The sequence below is a fragment of the Nocardia sp. NPDC087230 genome, assembly GCF_044744725.1.
In the GTDB taxonomy this organism is placed as follows: Bacteria; Actinomycetota; Actinomycetes; order Mycobacteriales; family Mycobacteriaceae; genus Nocardia; species Nocardia canadensis.
Map to the genome: position 1 here is coordinate 167,893 of NZ_JBIUYV010000009.1, position 20,457 is coordinate 188,349.

Annotated in this window: 17 protein-coding genes; 16 read left to right on the forward strand and 1 reads right to left on the reverse strand. The window is 71.1% G+C overall.

The annotated features are described in order from the left end of the window. Window positions 1-91 precede the first annotated feature (91 nt). From ACIO52_RS26345 to ftsZ, 9 genes are all read left to right on the forward strand, one after another. On the forward strand, window positions 92-1,696 hold the full coding sequence (locus ACIO52_RS26345; RefSeq protein WP_402647598.1) for a UDP-N-acetylmuramoyl-L-alanyl-D-glutamate--2,6-diaminopimelate ligase: 1,605 nt from the start codon (window positions 92-94) through the stop codon (window positions 1,694-1,696). After that, window positions 1,693-3,192, forward strand: coding sequence for a UDP-N-acetylmuramoyl-tripeptide--D-alanyl-D-alanine ligase (gene murF / locus ACIO52_RS26350; RefSeq protein WP_402647601.1), 1,500 nt, complete (start codon window positions 1,693-1,695; stop codon window positions 3,190-3,192). Before ACIO52_RS26345 ends, murF begins: the two co-directional genes overlap by 4 nt. Beyond that, the gene (gene mraY, locus ACIO52_RS26355) at window positions 3,189-4,265 is read left to right on the forward strand and encodes a phospho-N-acetylmuramoyl-pentapeptide-transferase (protein ID WP_218716002.1); all 1,077 of its coding nucleotides are present in this window, start codon (window positions 3,189-3,191) and stop codon (window positions 4,263-4,265) included. The genes murF and mraY overlap by 4 nt, the downstream gene beginning before the upstream one ends. Before the next feature lie 50 nt (window positions 4,266-4,315). After that, window positions 4,316-5,752, forward strand: coding sequence for a UDP-N-acetylmuramoyl-L-alanine--D-glutamate ligase (gene murD / locus ACIO52_RS26360; protein ID WP_218716008.1), 1,437 nt, complete (start codon window positions 4,316-4,318; stop codon window positions 5,750-5,752). Continuing rightward, entirely contained in the window at window positions 5,749-7,254 is a 1,506-nt protein-coding gene (gene ftsW, locus ACIO52_RS26365) for a putative lipid II flippase FtsW (protein WP_374104814.1), read from the forward strand. Before murD ends, ftsW begins: the two co-directional genes overlap by 4 nt. Window positions 7,255-7,312: 58 nt before the next feature. Beyond that, window positions 7,313-8,428, forward strand: coding sequence for an undecaprenyldiphospho-muramoylpentapeptide beta-N-acetylglucosaminyltransferase (gene murG, locus ACIO52_RS26370; RefSeq protein ID WP_308248323.1), 1,116 nt, complete (start codon window positions 7,313-7,315; stop codon window positions 8,426-8,428). Between the two features lie 119 nt (window positions 8,429-8,547). Further along, a complete protein-coding gene (murC, locus tag ACIO52_RS26375; RefSeq protein ID WP_316573696.1) occupies window positions 8,548-9,990 on the forward strand; it encodes a UDP-N-acetylmuramate--L-alanine ligase in 1,443 nt (480 codons plus the stop codon). 8 nt (window positions 9,991-9,998) lie between these two features. Further along, window positions 9,999-10,676, forward strand: a complete 678-nt coding sequence (locus ACIO52_RS26380; protein WP_218716001.1) for a cell division protein FtsQ/DivIB — start codon at window positions 9,999-10,001, stop codon at window positions 10,674-10,676. 160 nt (window positions 10,677-10,836) lie between these two features. Next, complete coding sequence (gene ftsZ / locus ACIO52_RS26385) at window positions 10,837-12,090, forward strand: cell division protein FtsZ (RefSeq protein WP_218716000.1); 1,254 nt, start codon at window positions 10,837-10,839, stop codon at window positions 12,088-12,090. 164 nt (window positions 12,091-12,254) lie between these two features. On the opposite strand, the gene ACIO52_RS26390 is transcribed toward ftsZ, so the two are convergent. Beyond that, window positions 12,255-12,800 (reverse strand): hypothetical protein, encoded by a 546-nt coding sequence (locus ACIO52_RS26390; protein WP_218715999.1) that lies wholly within the window; start codon window positions 12,798-12,800, stop codon window positions 12,255-12,257. Window positions 12,801-12,962: 162 nt separating this feature from the next. Here ACIO52_RS26390 and ACIO52_RS26395 point away from each other — a divergent pair, with 162 nt between their 5' ends. The 7 genes from ACIO52_RS26395 (at window position 12,963) to ACIO52_RS26425 (ending at window position 20,188) form a co-directional block, all read left to right on the forward strand. Continuing rightward, window positions 12,963-16,154 carry an AAA family ATPase gene (locus tag ACIO52_RS26395; protein ID WP_402647607.1) on the forward strand — a complete coding sequence of 1,064 codons (3,192 nt, stop codon included), beginning with the start codon at window positions 12,963-12,965 and terminating at the stop codon, window positions 16,152-16,154. Between the two features lie 102 nt (window positions 16,155-16,256). After that, entirely contained in the window at window positions 16,257-16,988 is a 732-nt protein-coding gene (gene pgeF, locus ACIO52_RS26400; RefSeq protein ID WP_402647610.1) for a peptidoglycan editing factor PgeF, read from the forward strand. Beyond that, window positions 16,985-17,728 (forward strand): YggS family pyridoxal phosphate-dependent enzyme, encoded by a 744-nt coding sequence (locus tag ACIO52_RS26405; protein WP_218721086.1) that lies wholly within the window; start codon window positions 16,985-16,987, stop codon window positions 17,726-17,728. Before pgeF ends, ACIO52_RS26405 begins: the two co-directional genes overlap by 4 nt. A 107-nt stretch (window positions 17,729-17,835) precedes the next feature. Further along, the gene (locus ACIO52_RS26410) at window positions 17,836-18,591 is read left to right on the forward strand and encodes a cell division protein SepF (RefSeq protein ID WP_218721087.1); all 756 of its coding nucleotides are present in this window, start codon (window positions 17,836-17,838) and stop codon (window positions 18,589-18,591) included. Window positions 18,592-18,680: 89 nt separating this feature from the next. Continuing rightward, window positions 18,681-18,983, forward strand: a complete 303-nt coding sequence (locus ACIO52_RS26415; protein ID WP_019046242.1) for a YggT family protein — start codon at window positions 18,681-18,683, stop codon at window positions 18,981-18,983. A gap of 60 nt (window positions 18,984-19,043) precedes the next feature. Continuing rightward, entirely contained in the window at window positions 19,044-19,904 is an 861-nt protein-coding gene (locus ACIO52_RS26420; RefSeq protein ID WP_218721088.1) for a DivIVA domain-containing protein, read from the forward strand. Between the two features lie 83 nt (window positions 19,905-19,987). Then, window positions 19,988-20,188 (forward strand): hypothetical protein, encoded by a 201-nt coding sequence (locus ACIO52_RS26425; RefSeq protein WP_316573332.1) that lies wholly within the window; start codon window positions 19,988-19,990, stop codon window positions 20,186-20,188. Window positions 20,189-20,457: the final 269 nt, after the last annotated feature.

Here is a 20,457-nt window from a genome sequence, read left to right on the forward strand (position 1 = left end):
GCACAACCCGCGTTGTCCATCCGACACCGCGCGTCGGTAACCTGACTGCTCGTCTCGCCCACGCGCTCGATCACTCTCAGAGAGGAGCCTTGTGCCCGCGCAGTCCAGCCCGCACGCGCTCCGGCCCACCACGCCGCCGTCGACGTCGCTGCGGGCCCTGCTGGACCTCACCGGCGCCACGGTGGCGACCCCGGTGACCACCGAAGTAACCGTCACCGGCATCGAGCAGCGGTCCAACGCCGTGCGCCCCGGTGACCTGTTCGCCGCGCTGCCCGGCGCGAACGCGCACGGCGCGCGCTTCGCCGCCGACGCCATCGATCGCGGCGCGGTGGCCGTGTACACCGACGCCGCAGGCGCCGCCCTGATCGGCGAGGTCGCCGTCCCGGTCCTGGTGCGCGAGCGGCCGCGCGCCGCGCTCGGCGAGCTCTCGGCCGAGATCTACGGCCACCCGAGCGACCGGTTGCGCATCATCGGCATCACCGGGACCTCCGGCAAGACCACCACGTCGTACCTGGTGGAGGCCGGGCTCGCCGCGGCGGGCCTGTCCACCGGGCTGATCGGCACCATCGAGACCCGCATCGGCGGCAGGCGGGTGCCCAGCGCGCTCACCACGCCCGAGGCGCCCCAGCTGCACGCGATGTTCGCGGCGATGGTCGAGCAGGGCGTGCAGGCGGTCGTGATGGAGGTCTCCAGCCACGCGCTGGCGCTGGGCCGGGTCGACGGCGTGCGCTTCGCCGTCGGCGCCTTCACCAACCTGTCCCAGGACCACCTCGACTTCCACGCCGACTTCGAGGACTACTTCGCCGCCAAACGCAAGCTCTTCGACGCGGATTCGCCGGTCGCCGCGCGCATCGCGGTGATCTGCGTCGACGACGAGTGGGGCACCCGCCTCGCGGGCGACCTCACCGCGCCGGTCACGGTGTCGACCACCGGCGCGATATCGGAGGGCGCCACCTGGCACGTGACCGGTGACGTCCGCGCCACCGGCGGTGAGCAGGAGTTCACCGCGGCCGGGCCGGACGGCGAGCTGTCCGTGCGGCTGCGGCTGCCCGGCCGCTACAACGTCGCCAACGCACTGCTGGCCGTCGCGACCTGCGCCGCCGCCGGGGTCGATCCGGCCGTCGCCGCGCCCGCGCTGGCCACGGTCGACGTCCCCGGCCGCATGCAGCGGGTCGAGCGTGGCCAGGACTTCCTCGCCGTCGTCGACTACGCGCACAAGCCCGCCGCGGTCGAATCGGTGGTGGCCACCCTGCGCGGCCACCTCGCCGAGGCCGGGCAGGGCAGGCTGGCCGTCGTCGTCGGCGCCGGCGGCGACCGTGACGCGGCCAAGCGCCCGTTGATGGGCGCGGCCGCCGCACGCGGCGCCGACCTGCTGATCGTCACCGACGACAATCCCCGCACCGAGGACCCGGCGGCCATCAGGGCCGCCGTGGTGGCCGGTGCGCACGAACTCCCAGCCACCGACCGCGGCGAGATCCGCGAGATCGGTGACCGCGCGGCGGCCATCGCCGCCGCCATCGCCTGGGCGCGTTCCGGCGACGTGGTGCTCATCGCGGGCAAGGGCCACGAGGCGGGGCAGGAGATCCAGGGCGTCAAGCATCCCTTCGACGACCGCGAGGTGGTCGCGGCGGCGCTGGAAACCCTGCAGACACGACACAGTCCGCAGACGGACTCGGAGGACTTGACGGTTTCATGATCGAGATGACACTGCGGGAGATCGCGGACGTCGTCGGCGGCGAGCTGCACGACGTACCCGACCCTCAGGCACTGGTGACCGGTTCGGTCGAATTCGATTCGCGCCGAATCGGTTCCGGCGATCTGTTCCTCGCGCTGCCGGGCGCCAACTCCGACGGACACGACTACGCCGCCACCGCGGTGGCCGCGGGCGCGGTGGCCGTGCTGGCGGCCCGGCCGGTCGGGGTGCCCGCGATCGTCGTCGCGCCGGACCTCGGCTCGGTCCCGGCGTCCTCGGTGGCGCTGAGCCACGACGGCGACGGCTCCGGCGCCGCCGTGCTGGCCGCGTTGGCCGCGCTGGCGCGGGCCAGCACCGAGCGGCTGGCCGAGTGCACCGGGCTGACCGTCGTCGGCGTCACCGGGTCCTCTGGCAAGACCTCGACCAAGGACCTGCTGGCCGCCGTGCTGGCACCACTGGGTCCGGTCGTCGCCCCGCCCGGGTCGTTCAACAACGAACTCGGGCACCCCTGGACCGCGCTGCGCGCCGGCCTGGACACCAAGTTCCTCGCGCTCGAGTTGTCGGCCCGCGGACCCGGCCACATCGCCGCGCTGGCGCGCATCGCGCCGCCGCGCATCGGCGTGGTGCTCAATGTCGGCACCGCCCACCTGGGCGAGTTCGGCAGCCGGGAGGCCATCGCCCAGACCAAGGGCGAGCTGGTCGAGGCGCTGCCCGCCGACGGGCTGGCCGTGCTCAACGCCGACGATCCGAACGTCGCCGCCATGGCGTCGCGGACCCGGGCCCGAGTCGTGCGGGTCGGTCTGGCCGGTGACGCCGACATCCGCGCCACCGACGTGGTCACCGACGAGCAGGCTCGTGCCCGGTTCACCCTGCACGCGGGCGGGGAGTCCGTCCCGGTGCGGCTGGCCGTGCACGGCGAGCACCAGGTCGGCAACGCGCTGGCCGCGGCCGCCGTCGCGCTGGAATGCGGCGCCGACCTGGCCACCGTCGCCCAGGCGCTGTCCGGCGCCACCGCGGCCTCGGCGCGCCGGATGGACGTGCGCACCACCGCCGAGGGCGTCACCGTCATCAACGATTCCTACAACGCCAACCCCGACTCGGTAAAGGCCGCGCTCAAGGCGCTGGTCACCCTGGCCAAGGCGGGCGACGAGCCGCGCCGCAGCTGGGCCGTGCTCGGCGAGATGGGCGAGCTCGGCGACACCTCGGTGATCGAACACGACGCGATCGGCCGCCTCGCGGTGCGCCTCGACGTCGACCGGTTGATCGTGGTCGGCACCGGACGGCCATCCCGGGGAATGCACCAGGGCGCGGTGATGGAAGGCTCATGGGGCGAGGAGTCGATCCTCGTGCCCGATATCGACGCGGCGATCGCGCTGCTCGACGACGAGATCGCCGCGGGCGATGTGGTACTGGTCAAGGCGTCGAAGGCGGTCGGTCTGTGGGCCGTCGCCGAGCACCTGACCAGGGCAGGGGAAGGTAGCACGGAGGCGGCTCGATGAGGCAGATTCTATTCGCGGCGGGGATCGCACTGGCGGTGTCGATCCTGTTGACGCCGTTGCTGATCCGGGTCTTCGCCAGGCAGGGCTTCGGCCAGGAGATCCGGGTCGACGGCCCGGCCAGTCACCAGGCCAAGCGCGGTACCCCGACCATGGGCGGTGTCGCCATCCTGATCGGCATGTGGGCGGGGTACCTCGGCTCGCACCTGATCGGCATCGGCTACGACGCGGAGGGCCCGACGGCCTCGGGTCTGCTCGTGCTCGGGCTGACCACCGCGCTCGGCGTCGTCGGCTTCCTCGACGACTTCATCAAGCTGCGCAAGCAGCGCAACCTCGGTCTGTCGGCCGCGGGCAAGTACATCGGCCAGATCGGCGCCGCGGTCCTGTTCGCGGTGCTGGTGCTGCAGTTCCGCGGCCAGAACGGCCTCACCCCGGGCAGCAAGCACATCTCCTATGTGCGCGACATCTCCACGGTGTCGATGGGCGCGATCGTGTTCGTCGTCTTCGTCTGCCTGCTGGTGGTGGCCTGGTCCAACGCGGTCAACCTGACCGACGGCCTGGACGGTCTGGCGGCGGGCTCGATGAGCCTGGTGCTCGGCGCGTACGTGATCATCACCTTCTGGCAGTACCGCAACGCGTGCTCGACCAGTCCCGAGGCCGGCTGCTACGACGTGCGCGACCCGCTGGACCTGGCGCTGGTGTGTGCCGCCGCGGCCGCCGCGTGCATCGGCTTCCTGTGGTGGAACGCCGCGCCCGCCAAGATCTTCATGGGCGACACCGGCTCGCTGGCGCTGGGCGGCATGCTGGCCGGGTTGTCGGTCACCACCCGCACCGAGCTGCTGATGGTCGTCATCGGCGCGCTGTTCGTCGCCGAGGCGGCGTCGGTGGTGCTGCAGGTGGCGGTCTACCGCACCACCCGCAACCGGTTGTTCAAGATGGCGCCGTTCCATCACCACTTCGAATTGAGCAAGTGGGCCGAAACCACGGTGATCATCAGGTTCTGGATCCTGGCCGGCATCGCCGCCGCCGTGGGTCTCGGACTGTTCTACAGCGAATATCTCTCGCAGGTCGGGTGAGGACGAACATGGTCGAACACTCTCCCCGTGCCCTCCGCTCCCCGGGCCCCATGCTCGAATTCCTGCGTGGCCGTGACGTGCTCGTCGCGGGCTGGGGCGTTTCCGGGCGCTCACTGATCGAACCGCTGCGCGATATCGGCGCGCATCCGGTGGTCACCGACAGCGGCGCCAAGGCGCTGGCCGAGGCCGCCGAGCTGGGTCTCGAGGTCGCCACCAGCGTCGAGCTGGAGACCGCCGATCTGAGCAGGTTCGCGCTGGTCATCACCAGTCCGGGCTGGCGACCGGATTCACCGGTGCTGGTCTCCGCCGTCACCGAGGGCATCCCGGTCTGGGGTGACGTCGAGTTCGCCTGGTGGGTCGACCAGGCCCGGATCTACGGCCCGGTCCGCAAGTGGCTGGTCATCACCGGCACCAACGGCAAGACCACCACCACCAATATGACGCACTCGATCCTGCGTGCCGCCGGCATCTCCAGCGTGGCCTGCGGCAACATCGGTCTGCCGATCCTGGACGCGCTGCGCCGCAATCCCGGCCCGCAGGTCCTCGCGGTCGAGCTGTCCTCGTTCCAGCTGCACTGGGCGCCGTCGGTGCGCCCGGAGGCCGGTGTCGTGCTCAATGTCGCCGAGGATCACCTCGATTGGCACGGCGGCCTCGACGCCTACGCCGCCGCCAAGGCGCGCGCGCTGACCGGCCGGGTCGGCGTCGTCGGCCTCGACGATCCGGTGGCGGGCTCGCTGGCGCGCAAGGCCAAGGCCCGTCGCACCGTCGGCTTCCGCATCGGCGTGCCCGCCGACGGCGAGCTCGGCGTGGTCGACGGCAAGCTGCTGGACCGCGCGTTCACCAAGGCCGCGATCCTGGCCGAGACCTCCGACATCAGCCCGCAGGGCCCGGCAGGCATCGCCGATGCCCTCGCCGCCTCCGCGCTGACCAGGGCGATCGACGTGGCCCCGCAGTTCGTCAAGGAAGGCCTCGCCGAGCACAAGGTGGGCCCGCACCGCACCGCGTTCGTCCGCGAACTCGGCGGGGTCGACTTCATCGACGACTCCAAGGCCACCAACCCGCACGCCGCGCGCGCGGCGATCATGGCGCACCCGCACGTGGTCTGGGTGGCGGGCGGTCTGCTCAAGGGCGCCAGTGTCGACGACCTCATCGAGGAAGTGGGCGACCGGCTGGTCGGCGCGGTCCTGTTCGGGGCCGACGCGCCGGTGATCGCCGCCGCATTGGCGCGACACGCACCCGAGGTCCCGGTCATCGAGCTGGACGCGCGAGACGATGCAGGCATGGAGTCGTCGAGATCCCAGCGTGCCGAAGCGGTCATGGGCCGCGCGGTGCGCGCCGCGGCGGGTCTGGCCCGTGCCGGAGACACCGTGTTGCTCGCGCCCGCGGCCGCCTCCCTGGACATGTACGACGACTACACCCACCGCGGACGCTGCTTCGTGGACGCGGTGACGGCACTGGAAGACGGTGACATCGGGCGGGCACTATGACACAGACGCGCCCGGCTGAACCGTCAGCGCCCGGAGGAGGCAGCTTGCGTAACCGCGTAGGACGCCGGGGCGGACGGAACGCGGCACAGCCGGGTTGGGCGGGGGAGCGCTTCGGCGCGTGGTTGGCCCGCCCGCTCGCGTCCTTCCATCTGATCGTCACCATCGCGACTCTGCTGACCGTGCTCGGCCTGGTCATGGTGCTCTCGGCGTCGAGCGTCGAGGCCTACGCCGGCGGCGGATCGGCGTACGCGCTGTTCATCCAGCAGGCGATGTTCGCCGGCCTCGGCGCCATCGCCTTCTATATCGCGCTACGGCTGCCGTTGCGGCTGCTGCGGCAGTGGTCGTTCCCGATCTTCAGCATCTCGGTGCTCGCGCTGGTGCTGGTGCTGATCCCCGGCATCGGCGCCATCCACGGCGGCGCGCGGCGCTGGTTCGACATCGGCCCGCTGTCGATCCAGCCGTCCGAGGTCGTCAAGGTGACGCTGGTGGTGTGGGGCGCGCATCTGCTGGCCTCGCGCCGTGGCGCCCAGCTCAAGGACATCCTGGTGCCGCTGGTGCCCGCCGGTCTGCTGGTGTGTCTGCTGGTGGTGCTGGAACCGAACCTGTCGACCACGATCGCGCTCGGCATCGTGTTGATGGCGCTGCTGTGGTTCGGCGGGCTGCCGGTGCGGCTGTTCGTCGGGATCATGGTCACCGGTGTGGTCGCGGCGTCGGTGCTGGCGCTGTCGGCCGGCTATCGCTCCGACCGGGTGCGCGCGTTCTTCAACCCCGGTGACGACCCGCAGGGCGTCAACTACCAGGCGCGCCAGGCCAAGTACTCCCTCGCCGACGGCGGCATCTGGGGCCGCGGCCTCGGCCAGAGCCGCGCGAAGTGGAGCTACCTGCCGAACTCGCACAACGACTTCATCTTCGCCATCATCGGCGAGGAACTCGGCTTCCTGGGCTGCATGCTGGTGCTGGCGCTGTTCGCGCTGTTCGTCTACGCCGGTATCCGGATCGCGCTGCGGTCGGTCGACCCGTTCCTGCGGCTGCTCACCGCCACCGCCACCACCTGGATCACCGCGCAGGCGCTGATCAACATCGGCTACGTCGTCGGCCTGCTGCCGGTGACCGGTCTGCAGCTGCCGCTGGTGTCGGCCGGTGGTTCCTCGCTGGCCATCACGCTGTTCATGTTCGGCATCATCGCCAGTGCCGCCCGGCACGAACCGGAGGCGGTCTCGGCGTTGCAGGCCGGACAGGACGGCCGCGTGAGCCGGATGCTGCGCCTGCCGGTGCCCGAGGTGTACACACCGTTCAAGGCCGACGCCCCGCGCCGGTCCGCCTCGAAAGCCAGGGCCGAGCGGCCTCGTCCGGCCGCGCGCCGCGAGAGCCCGGCCCCCCGTCGCCGACGCGCCCCCCAGAGCCGCGGCACCAGTTCGCTACGGTCGACCCGAGCATGGGAACCGACCTATCCGATGCCGCACCGCCCGGTGAAGAGGCGGGCCGGAGGTGGCGATGCGTGACCACGCAGGCCCTCGTGAACCGGGCAAGTCGAACACAGAGAGAACGAGGTAGATCCACGTGAGTCACCCGCGTCCCGGGTTGTCGGTGATCGTCGCAGGCGGAGGCACCGCAGGCCATATCGAACCCGCGCTCGCCGTCGCCGACGCCCTGCGCGCGCTCGACGCTTCGATCCGGGTGACCGCGCTGGGCACCGAACGCGGACTGGAGACCGAGCTCGTTCCCGAACGCGGGTACCCGCTCGAGCTGATCCCGCCGGTCCCGTTGCCACGCAAGCCCTCCGCCGACCTGCTGCGTCTGCCCGGGCGGGTGCGCGCCTCGGTGAAGGCGACCAGGGCCGTCATCGATGCGGTGCAGGCCGACGTGATCATCGGCTTCGGCGGCTATGTCGCGCTGCCCGCCTACCTCGCCGCGCGCGGTGGCCTGTTCGGCCGCAAGCGGGCCGTGCCGGTGGTGGTGCACGAGGCCAACGCCAAGGCGGGCATCGCCAACAAGGTCGGCGCCAAGCTCGCCGCGAAGGTGCTGGCCGCCGTGCCCGATTCGGGCCTGGCCAACGCCCAGGTCGTCGGCATCCCGGTGCGCGCCTCCATCACCGGCCTCGACCGCGCGGCCCTGCGCGCCGAGGCCCGCGCCCACTTCGGCCTGCCGGCCGAGGGGCCGGTGCTGCTGGTGTTCGGCGGGTCGCAGGGCGCGCGCAGCCTCAACGAGGCCGTCTCCGGCGCCGCGCCGCAGCTGGCGGCCGCGGGCATCTCGGTGCTGCACGCGCACGGCCCGAAGAACAGTGTCGAGGTGAGCACCGCCGACGCGGCCGCGCCGTATGTCGCCGTGCCGTACCTGTCCCGGATGGACCTGGCCTACGCCGCCGCCGACGCGGTGGTGTGCCGCTCCGGCGCGATGACCGTGGCCGAGGTGTCGGCGGTCGGACTGCCCGCCTTCTACGTTCCGCTGCCGCACGGCAACGGCGAGCAGGAGTTCAACGCCAGGCCCGTGGTCGCGCAGGGAGGTGGCAGAATTGTCGCCGATGCCGACCTGACCCCGAAATACGTGATCGATGAGGTGATTCCGCTGCTGCTCGACCCCGCTCGACTCGCCGAGATGAGCCGCGCCGCCGCCGGCGCCGGCCATCGCGACGCTGCCGACACGGTGGCCAGGATCGTCACCGAGGTCGCCCGATGAGCGGTCAGCGGCCGGAGGCGGCAGCGGAGCACGAGGGCCGCCCGATCATCGGCGGTGGACGCAGCTCGAGCGGCGAGGATCTCGCGACGGCGCTGCCGCCCGAACTCGAACGGGTGCACATGGTCGGCATCGGCGGCGCGGGCATGTCCGGCATCGCCCGGATCCTGCTGGCCCGTGGTGGCGCGGTCTCCGGTTCGGATGCCCGTGAGAGCCGCGGTGTGCTGTCGCTGCGGGCACGCGGCGCGCAGGTCCGTATCGGCCACGACGCCGACGCGCTCGACCTGCTGCCCGGCGGCCCGACGGTGGTCGTCACCACCTATGCCGCGATCCCGAAGACCAATCCCGAACTGGTCGAGGCGAATCGGCGCCAGATCCCGGTGCTGCTGCGCCCGACCGTGCTCGCCGCGCTGATGCGCGGGCACAGGACGCTGCTGGTCTCGGGCACGCACGGCAAGACCTCGACCACTTCGATGCTGATCGTGTCGCTACAGCACTGCGGCGCCGACCCGTCGTTCGCGGTCGGCGGCGAGCTCAACGAGGCGGGCACCAACGCCCATCACGGCAGCGGGGACATCTTCGTCGCCGAGGCCGACGAGTCCGACGGCTCACTGCTGCAGTACGACCCGGACGTCGCCGTGGTCACCAACATCGAATCCGATCACCTCGACTTCTTCGGCACCGACGAGGCCTACATCCAGGTCTTCGACGACTTCGCCGACCGGCTCGCCCCCGGCGGTCTGCTGGTGGTGTGCCTGGACGACCCCGGCTCGCTGGCGCTGGCGCATCGGGTCGCCCCGCGCCTGGCCGAGCGCGGCGTGGCGGTCCTGGGCTACGGCTCCGGCGACCTGTCGGCGTCCCCGGTGCCGGTCGGCGCGCGCCTGATTGATTGGCAGCCGCGCGATGTCGGCGGCATCGTCGAATTCGAGCTGGCGGGGGAGAGCACACCGCGCACGGTGCGGCTGTCGGTGCCGGGCAGGCACATGGCGCTCAACGCGCTCGCCGCGCTGCTCGCCGCCCGGGCCACCGGCGCCGATATCGACGAGATCGTGCAGGGGCTGGAGGGGTTCGGCGGCGTACACCGCCGGTTCCAGTTCACCGGCCGGGAGAACGGCGTTCGCGTCTTCGACGACTACGCCCACCATCCCACCGAGGTGCGCGCCGTGCTCGAGGCCGCGGCCCAGCTGGTCGCCCAGGAGGCGCGCGACGGCGCGCGGACCCGGCGCGGCCGGGTGATCGTGGTGTTCCAGCCGCATCTGTACAGCCGCACCGCCACCTTCGCCACCGAGTTCGGCACCGCGCTGAGCCTGGCCGACGAGGTCGTCGTGCTCGATGTCTACGGCGCGCGCGAGGAGCCGCTGCCCGGTGTCAACGGCGCGCTGGTGGCGCAGGCGGTGACGAGCCCCGTGCACTACCAGCCGGATATGTCGAAGGTGGGCAAGCAGGTCGCCGGGCTCGCGCAGCCCGGTGACGTGGTGATCACCATGGGCGCCGGCGATGTCACCATGCTCGGCAGCCAGATCCTCGACGGCTTGCGCGCCCGGCCGCAACAGGGCGGCCGGTGAGATTGCCGATGCCCGCCGCGCGCGGGTGGCGCGGCTACCGGCTCTGGACGGCGGTCGGCGTCCTCGTGGTCACGGTCCTCGTCGTTCTCGCGTGGTTCACCCCGGTGTTGTCGGTGCGGACCGTGCGCGTCGACGGCTTGGCCGCGGTCTCCGAGGAGGAGGTCCGCACGCGGCTCGAAATCCCGGACGGCCGTTCGATGTTGCGCATCGATACCACCGCGATCGCCCAGCGTGTGGCCGCGATTCCGAAGGTGCGTTCGGTGCGGGTGCAGCGCAAATTCCCCTCCACCGTGCTGGTGAGCGTGGTGGAACGAACACCGGTGGTGTACCTCGAATCACCGGACGGCGCGCACCTGATCGATGCCGAGAGCGTCGAATTCGCGATCGAGCCCGCGCCGCCGATCGGGGTGCCGAAGCTGCTCACCGAGGGATCCTTCACCGGGCCCGCGGCGGCCAGGGCGGCGGTGGACGTGCTGGTCACGCTGCCACCCGCCCTGTCGGTGCAGGTGGGTGAGGTTGTCGCACGGTCGAATTCGGACGTCTCATTGAACCTACGTGACGGTAGGAAGGTAGTGTGGGGCGGCACGGGCGACGGCGAGCGCAAAGCTGCCGTCGTGTTGCCGCTGCTGACCCGTGAGGGGACCGTGTTCGACGTGTCGAGTCCGAATCTGGTCACGGTAAAGTGAGCGACACTCTTTGTGGCACAAGATTCTGGCTCTCGTCTCGGCGCGCCTGCGCCGGGATCGCAGTGGCTGCGAATAGCGTTCCGCAGCAGTCGGATACTTGACATAACGCCAACCCTATGGTTGAGGTTGAGGGTTTAAGATCGAAGGAAGGCGAGAGCCCATGACGCCCCCGCACAACTACCTTGCAGTGATCAAGGTCGTCGGTATCGGCGGCGGCGGCGTGAACGCCGTCAACCGAATGATCGAACAGGGACTCAAGGGAGTCGAGTTCATCGCGGTCAATACCGACGCCCAAGCCCTGCTGATGAGCGATGCCGACGTCAAACTCGATGTCGGCCGCGAGCTGACTCGCGGCCTCGGTGCCGGTGCCGATCCGGAAGTCGGCCGCAAGGCCGCCGAAGACCACAAGGACGAGATCGAAGAGGTGCTCAAGGGCGCCGACATGGTCTTCGTCACCGCGGGCGAGGGCGGTGGCACCGGTACCGGTGGCGCGCCCGTCGTCGCCAGCATCGCCCGTAAGCTGGGCGCGCTGACCATAGGTGTCGTGACCCGGCCGTTCTCTTTCGAGGGCAAGCGGCGTGGGAACCAGGCCGAGGTGGGGATCAACCTGCTTCGCGAGTCGTGCGACACCCTCATCGTCATTCCGAACGACCGGCTGCTGCAGCTGGGCGACGCGGCGGTGAGCCTGATGGACGCGTTCCGCTCCGCCGACGAGGTGCTCCTCAACGGTGTCCAGGGCATCACCGACCTGATCACCACCCCGGGTCTGATCAACGTCGACTTCGCCGACGTCAAGTCCGTCATGTCCGGCGCCGGTTCGGCGCTGATGGGCATCGGCTCGGCGCGCGGTGAGGGCCGGTCGGTGAAGGCCGCGGAGACGGCGATCAACTCGCCGCTGCTCGAGGCGTCGATGGACGGCGCGCACGGCGTGCTGCTCTCGATCGCCGGCGGCTCCGATCTCGGTCTGTTCGAGATCAACGAGGCGGCCTCGCTGGTGCAGGAGGCGGCCCACATCGAGGCCAACATCATCTTCGGTACGGTTATCGACGATTCGCTGGGCGACGAGGTGCGCGTCACCGTCATCGCGGCCGGTTTCGACGGTGGCGGCCCCTCCCGGCGGGCGGTGCCCGAATCGCACAGCACCCGGGTCGGGTCCAACCCGATCGGCGCCGGGCGCGCGGGCGAGGTCGGCCAGGCGCGCAGCGAGGCTCCGGTCCGCGCGACCGAACCCGCCACCAGCGGGGTGTCGAGCGGGCGGACCAGCGCCCCGAGCTACCGCGACACCGAGCGGTATCGGGAGTCGGAGCGTCAGCGGGTCACCGAGCAGGCCATGAACCGCGTCAACAACCCCGACCAGGGCGATGACGGCGACGATGACGACGACATCGAAGTGCCGATCTTCATGCGCCGATAGCCAGGACAAACGAGAAGCGGGCGGGCGCCCCGGGGGGCGGGGGCGGGGGGGGGGGGGGGGCGCGCCCCCCCCCGCGGGCCCCCCCCCCCGCCGCCCCCGCCCCCCCCCCCCCCCCCCCCCCGCCCCCCCCGGGGGCCCCCCCCCCGCTTCTCGTCGTGCGGGCCTCAGCCCTTGGCGCTGCCCAGGCAGAACGTGGTCTTCGGGTCGTTGACCACCAGGACCGAGTCGGCGTCCTCGCCGCACAGCTGCTCGTCGACCTGACCGTCGATGCGCGAGACGACCTTGAAGTCGGCCTCGGTGGCGGTGCACGGCACGAACTTGTAGCCGGTCATCATGCCCTCGTTGTAGCAGCTGCCCTCCTTGAAGTTCGGGGCGAGACACAGGAACGCGAGGGTGCCGCCGCTGCCGAAGGTCTCCTCGTAGGAGGTGTAGTCCTCGTGGCACTCGACCTTCTGGTCGTGCACCTGCACGACCTTGTAGACGGCGGTCTCGGCCGAGCAGGGGACAGGCTCGGTCTTGGAGTCGATCATCGACGCCGAGATCACGTTGATGCAGTCACCGACCTTCGAGCGGGCGGTGTCGGACTTGCCCGCGTCCTTGGCCACCTCGGTGACCTTGTCCACGGCCGAGCAGCCCGCGGCACCGAGTGCCGTGACCGCCAGCAGTGCGAGCGCGAACCGCGAAACCATTCCCTTGCCGGTGAACGTCATGCGAACCTACTTTCTGAAGAACCTCACCGCGGACCCTTCGGCGGTGATCGGCCTCGCCCACCCAACCCCACGTCCGCCCGCGGAGCATCCGGGAAACCACGGCATTTGCTCGTCGGTGACCCGGGTTAGGCTCACCCCGGACAAACCGGGCAGGAAAGGGTGATGACGGTGATCGAACGCGCCTTCGTCGGCCGAGCCCCCGAACTGGCTACCCTGACCACGACCTTCACCGGCCCCGACGCCCCCTGGCTGCTGCTGGTGGAGGGCCCCGCCGGAATCGGCAAGTCCCGCTTGATCGCCCATTTCGCCCAGGCCGCGCCGTGCCGGGTGTTCTCGGTCACCGGTGCCGAGGACGCCCGCACCCAACCGCGCTACCTCGCCGACGATCTCGCCGAACAGCTCGATGACGTCGATCCGGCCGAGGAAGAACGCGCACGCGGCGCGGCGGTCGTTCCACCGGCGGCGTGGTCCTCGGCCGACGCCGAGGTGTCCGCGGCGGACGTGGTCGCCGACACGGCGCTCGCCCGGCGGATGCGGCGCGCGCTCGGCACGGTCGAGACCTTGCTGGTCGTCGACGACGCGCAGTGGGCCGACGCGGAATCGGTTCGGCTGCTGGCCTTCCTGATCCGCAATCGCCCGGTCGGCGGATTCCGGCTGCTTCTCGCGTTTCGCGACGGCGGCTGCCCGCCGTCGCTCACCCGTTTGCTGCGGGTGCCGCTGGTCCGCTCGGTCCAGGTCCGGGTGCCGCCGTTCACCGGCGTCGACGTCGACGGGCTGCTCCCAGGGGAGGATCCCCGTCGCCGCGCCCGGCTACTCGACGCGTCCCAGGGCAATCCGCTGTATCTGTCGCTCCTGGCCGACCTGCCCGACCGGGAACTGGAGCGGGCGCTGCGCGGGGAGAACCCGGATCCGACCTCGACCGATTACGCGGCGCTGGATCGCACGATCCGGGCCGAACTGGCCCAGCTGCCCGAGCTCGACCGGTCGGTCGCGCAGGCCGCCGCCGTGTGTGGCGCGCCGCCCGACCTCGAACTGCTGTCGGCGACCGCGGATCTCCCGGCGGTGACGGTGGCCGACGCGCTCGATGGGCTGGTCGGTCGCGGCGTCGTCCGGGTGATCGATGGCGCGGTGACCTTCGTCCACCCGCTGATCCGCACCGCCGCCTATCGGCTGGCGGGACAGGGCTGGCTGGCCCTGGCCCACCGCCGCGCGGCACTGGCGTTGCGCGCCCGGGACGCGCCGATGGCCGCGCGGGCCGCGCAGCTCGAGCACGCTCTGCTCGGCCGCGACGAGCTCGCGGGCGCCGAACTGCGGCTGGCGGCCGACCGGGTGCTCGCCGACGCGCCGGCCTCGGCCGCGCGCTGGCTCGCGCTCGCCCACCGGATCGCCCCCTCGGCCACCGATCCACTCGCCGACGCGGTGGCACTGGGCCGGGCACTGCTGCTCGCGGGCGCGGGCGAGCGCGCGGCGGCGGCACTCGCCCCGGCGGCCGCCGCACCGGGCCCGCATCAGCTGGAAGCGCTGCTGCTGGCGGCCCGGTGCGCCCGCATGTGCGGCCGGGTCGAGGAGGCCAGGACTCTGCTCGCCACCGCCGCGACCCTGCCTCGGCGCCGCGGGGACGGTCCGGTCCAACTGGAGCTGGCCATCCTGGAATTGCAGGATCACCAGGACGCCGAAGGCCACGCCCGGCTCAACGCCCTGTTCGAGTCCGCCGAGATCGCGGACCCGGCGGTGCGGGCCGCCGCGACGGCGCTGCGTTGCCTCGGGTTCGTCGCCGACGGTCAGATCCGGACCGCCGCCGAGCTCTACCCCGACTGTCACCATGCCTTCGACGAGCTCACCGACGCCGGCTTCCGCGAGGTCGTCCACGCGGTTCCCGCCCTGGGCTGGTGCGCCTACTTCCTCGACCACGACCGCGACGGCCTCGCCCACCTCGACCGTGCCATCCGCGTCAGCCACCGTTTCGGCCGCAGCTACGCCCTGGCCGAACTCCAGACCGTCCGCGCCTACTCGCTGGCCAAACTCGGCCGCCTCGACGCCGCGATCGCCGCCGCCGACGACGCGACCGATGCCGCCACCACCTTCCACCACCCCGACCTGCTCTCCTTCGCCGGCGCGGTCAAGCTCCGCACCCTGCTGCTCACCGCCCCCACCGACGCGGTCACCACCCAGTGGCACACGGTCGCGGCCCTGCCACGTCCCGCCATGCGATGGTGGCGCCAGGTAGTCGAGACCACCCTCGTCGAAACCGCCCGCCCCCTCGGCCTTCCGAGACCGGACCTCCAGGTGCCCGGTGCCCCGACCCGTCGAGTCTCAGCGCCCGGTCCGCCGGTCCCGGGTGCTCCGGCCGCCGGTTCGCTGGTCCAGGATGCGCCGGAGCCCGACGCCCCGGTGGTCCCTGACGCTTCGACCCCGACCGCCCTGGCCCCCGACACCCGCCCCGGCCCCCTGCATCCGACGCACCTGGCCCGGGCGGCCCATGCCGCGATCGCCGACGGCGACCTGACCATAGCCGCCGACCTGGTCGCCCGGGCGACCGCAGCGGCCGGCTACCGAACCTCGGCCTCCGCCACCGGCGAAACCGTTGCGGGCGATGCCGTTTCCACCGCGCCGGAGCTACCGCCCGAACCCCGCGACACGGAGTCGACGAGGACGCCCACCGACGCCGGCATTCGCTCCGGCAGCCGGCACTCGTCATCGCGAGGCGCGCACCACACCGACGAGAGCCCGGGTAGCACGGCTCAGGTGCTGCACTGCGAGGGCCCGGATCACCTGGTCGCCGCGTCGCACCCCGTCGCCGCGTCGCACCCCGTCGCCGCGTCGCACTCGGTCGCCGCGTCGCACCCGACCGACGAGGGTCTCGGTAGCCAGGTGGGCGCGGCCGCGCTCGCCGGTGCCGACTACGCCGTCGCCGTCGGTGATCTCGACACCGCGGCAACATCGGCCGAGCGGGCGATCGCCGCGTTCACCCGCGCCGGAATGGTGGTCAACCGCGCACAGGCCGAACTGCTCGCGGGTATCGTCGCGGGCCGCCGCGGCGACTTCGGCCAGGCGACCAGCCGCTTCGCCTCGGCACGCGCGATATTCGCCGCCGCGGGCGCCCAGCGACTGCTGGCCGAGACCACCACGGCCCAGCGCAGCCTGGCCGGATCCCGCTCGCCCAGCCCCACCTCCCTCACCAGGCGCGAGCGGGAAGTCGCCGAACTGGCGGCCCACGGCCACACGAACAAGGACATCGCCGCCCATCTCTATCTGAGCCCCCGCACCGTCGAGGACCATCTCGGCCGCGTCCTGCGCAAGCTCGGCCTCACCAGCCGCGCGGGCATCGCCCGCAAGCTCGACGAACTGGGGTAGCGCGCTCCGCGCCGAGGCCGAACGATGTCACCGCGCCGAGGTTGACCGACGTCACCGCCCACGGGCGACCCACCCCGCCCGGACGGCACTACGCTCGAAGTCATGACTTCCGCACCCACCACCGTGACCGTCCGCCGGGTGACCACCACCCGCGCCGGTGGCTTCTCCGCCGCTCCGTACGACTCGTTCAACCTGGGCGATCACGTCGGCGACGATCCGGAAGCCGTGCGCCGCAACCGGGTTCGGCTGGCCGAGGGCATCGGGCTCACCCCGGACCGGCTGGTGTGGATGGAGCAGGTGCACGGACGCAACGTCGAGATCGTCGACGGACCCCGCGCCGAACCGGTTCCGGTGACCGACGCGCTGGTCACCACCGTGCCGAACCTGGCCCTGGTGGTGCTCACCGCCGACTGCGTGCCGATCCTGCTCTCCGACGACGAGGCCGGTGTCATCGCCGCGGTGCACGCGGGCCGCATCGGCGCCCGGATCGGGATCGTGCCGCGGGTGCTCGAGGCGATGGTGTCGGTGGGCGCGCGGGTCGAACGGATCGGTGCCTTCCTCGGCCCCGCCGCCTCCGGCCGCCAGTACGAGGTCCCGGCCGCGATGCGGGCCGACGTCGAGGCCCACCTGCCCGGCAGCGCCACCACCACGGTCCGCAAAACCCCTGGTCTGGATCTGCGTGCGGGCATCAGCAGGCAGCTCACCGAGGCCGGCGTCGGCGGGATCGCCCTCGACCCGCGCTGCACCATCGAGGACAAGACCCTGTTCAGCCACCGCCGCGGCGCGCCGACCGGCCGCATCGCCGGCGTGATCTGGATGGACCCCACCGCATGAGCGCAGCGCGCGAGACCACCCGGGAGACCGCCCGCGCCCAGGAACTCTCGGCCCGGCTCGACGGTCTGCTGGCCCGCATCGACGCCGCCGTGGCCGCCGCGGGCCGACCGGCCGGTTCGGTCCGGCTGCTGCCGGTGACGAAGTTCTTCCCCGCCGCCGATGTCGACATCCTCTACCGCCTCGGCAGGCGCGAGTTCGGCGAGTCGCGCGAGCAGGAGGCCTCGGCCAAGGTCGCCGAGCTCGGTTACGACGACGTCGAATGGCACATGATCGGCCGTTTACAACGGAACAAGGCGCGCGCGGTGGCGCGCTGGGCGCACACCGTGCACTCGGTCGACAGCGAACGCCTGGCAACCGCGCTGGACCGGGCCGCGCGCGACGCCATGGCAGCCGGCGAGCGTACCGCGCCCCTGCGTGTCCTGCTCCAGGTGAGCCTGGACGACGACCCCGGGCGCGGGGGTGTCGCACCGGCCGATCTGCCCGCCCTGGCCGATCTCGTGGCGAAGGCTCCCGGCCTGCATCTGGCCGGTCTGATGGCGATTCCGCCCCTTGACGCCGCCAGTGATGCGTCCTTTGCGAATCTTGCGACTTTGCACACTTCGCTGCTGACTCGACACGCCGACGCCACCGAACTTTCTGCAGGTATGTCGGGTGATTTGGAATCTGCGGTCGAACACGGTTCGACGTGTGTGCGTGTCGGTACCGCCTTGATGGGCGCGCGACCGATAACCTCGGCGTAGCAAAGAAACCTCATCAGTCACATTCGACACATACGATTGGGCCGACGAGGCGCTGAGCAAGAACTTCAACACCCGGCCGCCACCGGGGCCGAAGGAAGGTCGACCAGATGAGCACGCTGCACAAGTTCAAGGCGTACTTCGGCATGGTTCCGCTCGACGAGTACGAAGACGATTACGTCGACGATCACGCCCCTCGCGGCGCCGACGAGCGCGCCGGTCGCCCTCGCCCGCGCAGCTACGACCGCTACGCCGAAGACCGATACGGCGCCGACCGTTTCGAGGACGAGGCCGACGACTACCCGCAGCCGGCCTACAAGTCGGCCTACCAGGCGCGTCGTGACGATTACGTCGCCGACACCTACGCCGACGATCGTTACGAGACGCCACGTCGCCCGACCAGGATCGAGACCGCGCCGTCGTCTGGTCGCTCGTTCCGGGCCGGCGGTGTCGCACCCGGCATGCGCGGCTCCACCCGTGGAGCGCTCGCGGTCGATCCCGACGCCGAGGAGCGCAGGCTGGAGGAGCGCATGCGCCCCGAGCCTGCCGCCGCGCGGCGGCCTGGGATCTTCGAGGACGGAGGTCCCTTGTCCAAGATCACCACGCTGCGTCCCCGGGACTACAGCGAGGCCAGGATCATCGGTGAGCGTTTCCGCGAGGGCAACCCGGTCATCATGGACCTGGTGGACCTGAGCAATGCCGATGCGAAACGGCTGGTCGATTTCGCGGCCGGGCTCGCTTTCGCGCTGCGCGGTTCGTTCGACAAGGTGGCGACGAAGGTGTTCCTGCTCTCACCCGCCGATGTCGACGTATCAGCGGAAGAGCGCCGCCGGATCGCCGAAAACGGCTTCTACAACCAGAAATAGACACCACATCCGCAACACCGTGATGGCCGCCCGCGCACTGCGCGGCGCGGCCATTTTGCACGCCGCCGATTTTGCGGCAGAGTGAAGACGTGGCCCTGTTCGCGGTTCTGTACCTGGTGCTTTTCATCTTCTGGCTGTTGCTGATCAGCCGGGTGATCGTCGAGTTCATTCGCAGTTTCGCGCGCGATTGGCGCCCGACCGGTGTGGTGGTGATCATCCTCGAAGTCATCTTCACGGTGACCGACCCGCCGGTGAAACTCCTGAGGCGGTTGATACCTCCTGTGAATCTCGGGGGTATTCGGCTCGATCTGTCGATAATGGTCCTGCTCTTCGTGGTGTTCATCCTGATGTCCATCGTGGGTAGGCTCGGGCAGCCCGTGACCTCCGTGTGACATACTGAATCGAGAAGACCGCTTGCTAGTTCTCCAAAAGACGCGTGAAGGGATCCTTCGATGCCGCTGACTCCCGCCGATGTGCATAACGTCGCGTTCAGCAAACCGCCGATCGGTAAGCGCGGCTACAACGAGGACGAGGTAGATGCCTTCCTGGATCTCGTCGAGCAGGAGCTGTCGCGCCTGATCGAGGAGAACGCCGACCTGCGTCAGCGGGTCGCCGAGCTCGACACCGAGCTGGCCGACGCCAAGAAGAACCGCGCGTCCGCGCCGGTCAGCGCCGTGAAGGCGCCTGTCCAACAGGCCCCGCCGCCGGCGCCGGAACCGATCGCGCCGCCGGTGCCACCCGCACCGCCCGCGCCGATGCCGGTCGCCGCCCCCGTGCGTGACAACTCCGGTCCGGACGCGAACATGCAGGCCGCGAAGGTCCTCACCCTGGCGCAGGAGATGGCCGACCGCCTCACCACCGACGCCAAGACCGAGGCCGAGGGACTGCTCTCGAACGCGCGGGCAAACTCCGAGCGACTGGTCGGCGACGCCCGTACCCGCTCCGAGGCGATGATCGCCGACGCGCGCCAGAAGTCCGACGCGATGCTGGCCGACGCGCAGAACCGCTCCGACACCCAGATCCGTCAGGCCAAGGACAAGGCCGAGGCCCTGACCGCCGATGCCGAGCGTCAGCACGCCGAGATCATGGCCACCATCACCCAGCAGCGCACGGTGCTGGAGAGCCGCATCGAGCAGCTGAAGACCTTCGAGCGCGAGTACCGCGTGCGACTGAAGTCGTACCTGGAGTCGCAGCTGGAGGAGCTGGAGAACCGCGGCTCGGCCGTCCCGGTCGACGGCGGCGAGTTCGCCGGCGAAACCAACGGTTCGGCCAACAGTCTGGCTCCCGCCTCCTTCGCCAAGGGCGGCAAGTAAACTGGACCCGGGTCACACGGCGCGCCGTGTGACCCGGGAAACGCCCAGCTTTCGTCGGGCTGCTCGGGTTCTTGGGAGTCAGCATGCTCGTCTTGACGCTCGTCCTCGCGGCTATCGGTTTCGGTTTGCTCGTCGCGGCGCTCGCCACCGGTTCGGTGCTGTGGGCCTGGGGGTGCATCCTGATCTGTATCGTCGGTGCCGCCACTCTGCTGGTGAGTGCGCTGGCCACCCGAAAACCCGAGAACGACCCGGTCCCACCCGGCCGACACGCCCGGCGGGACTGACGGCGCGAAATATCCGCTGGACGGTCCCGGTTAGAATCGAACAACACACGGCACTGATCCGGCCATCACCGGGGAGCCTTCGGAAGAACGGCGCTCGCGCTCAGTAGAACCGAACGGGTGAGCCCGTCACAGCTCACACAACGAGAGGCTCGCGCCGCTCCCTCGGGACGGCACGGGCAAGCGGGGTGGTACCGCGGTACGGCGCACCGGCGCCGACATCGTCCCCGTGCCCAGGATTCGCGCCGACGGCGCGGCGGCACGAGGAGCAG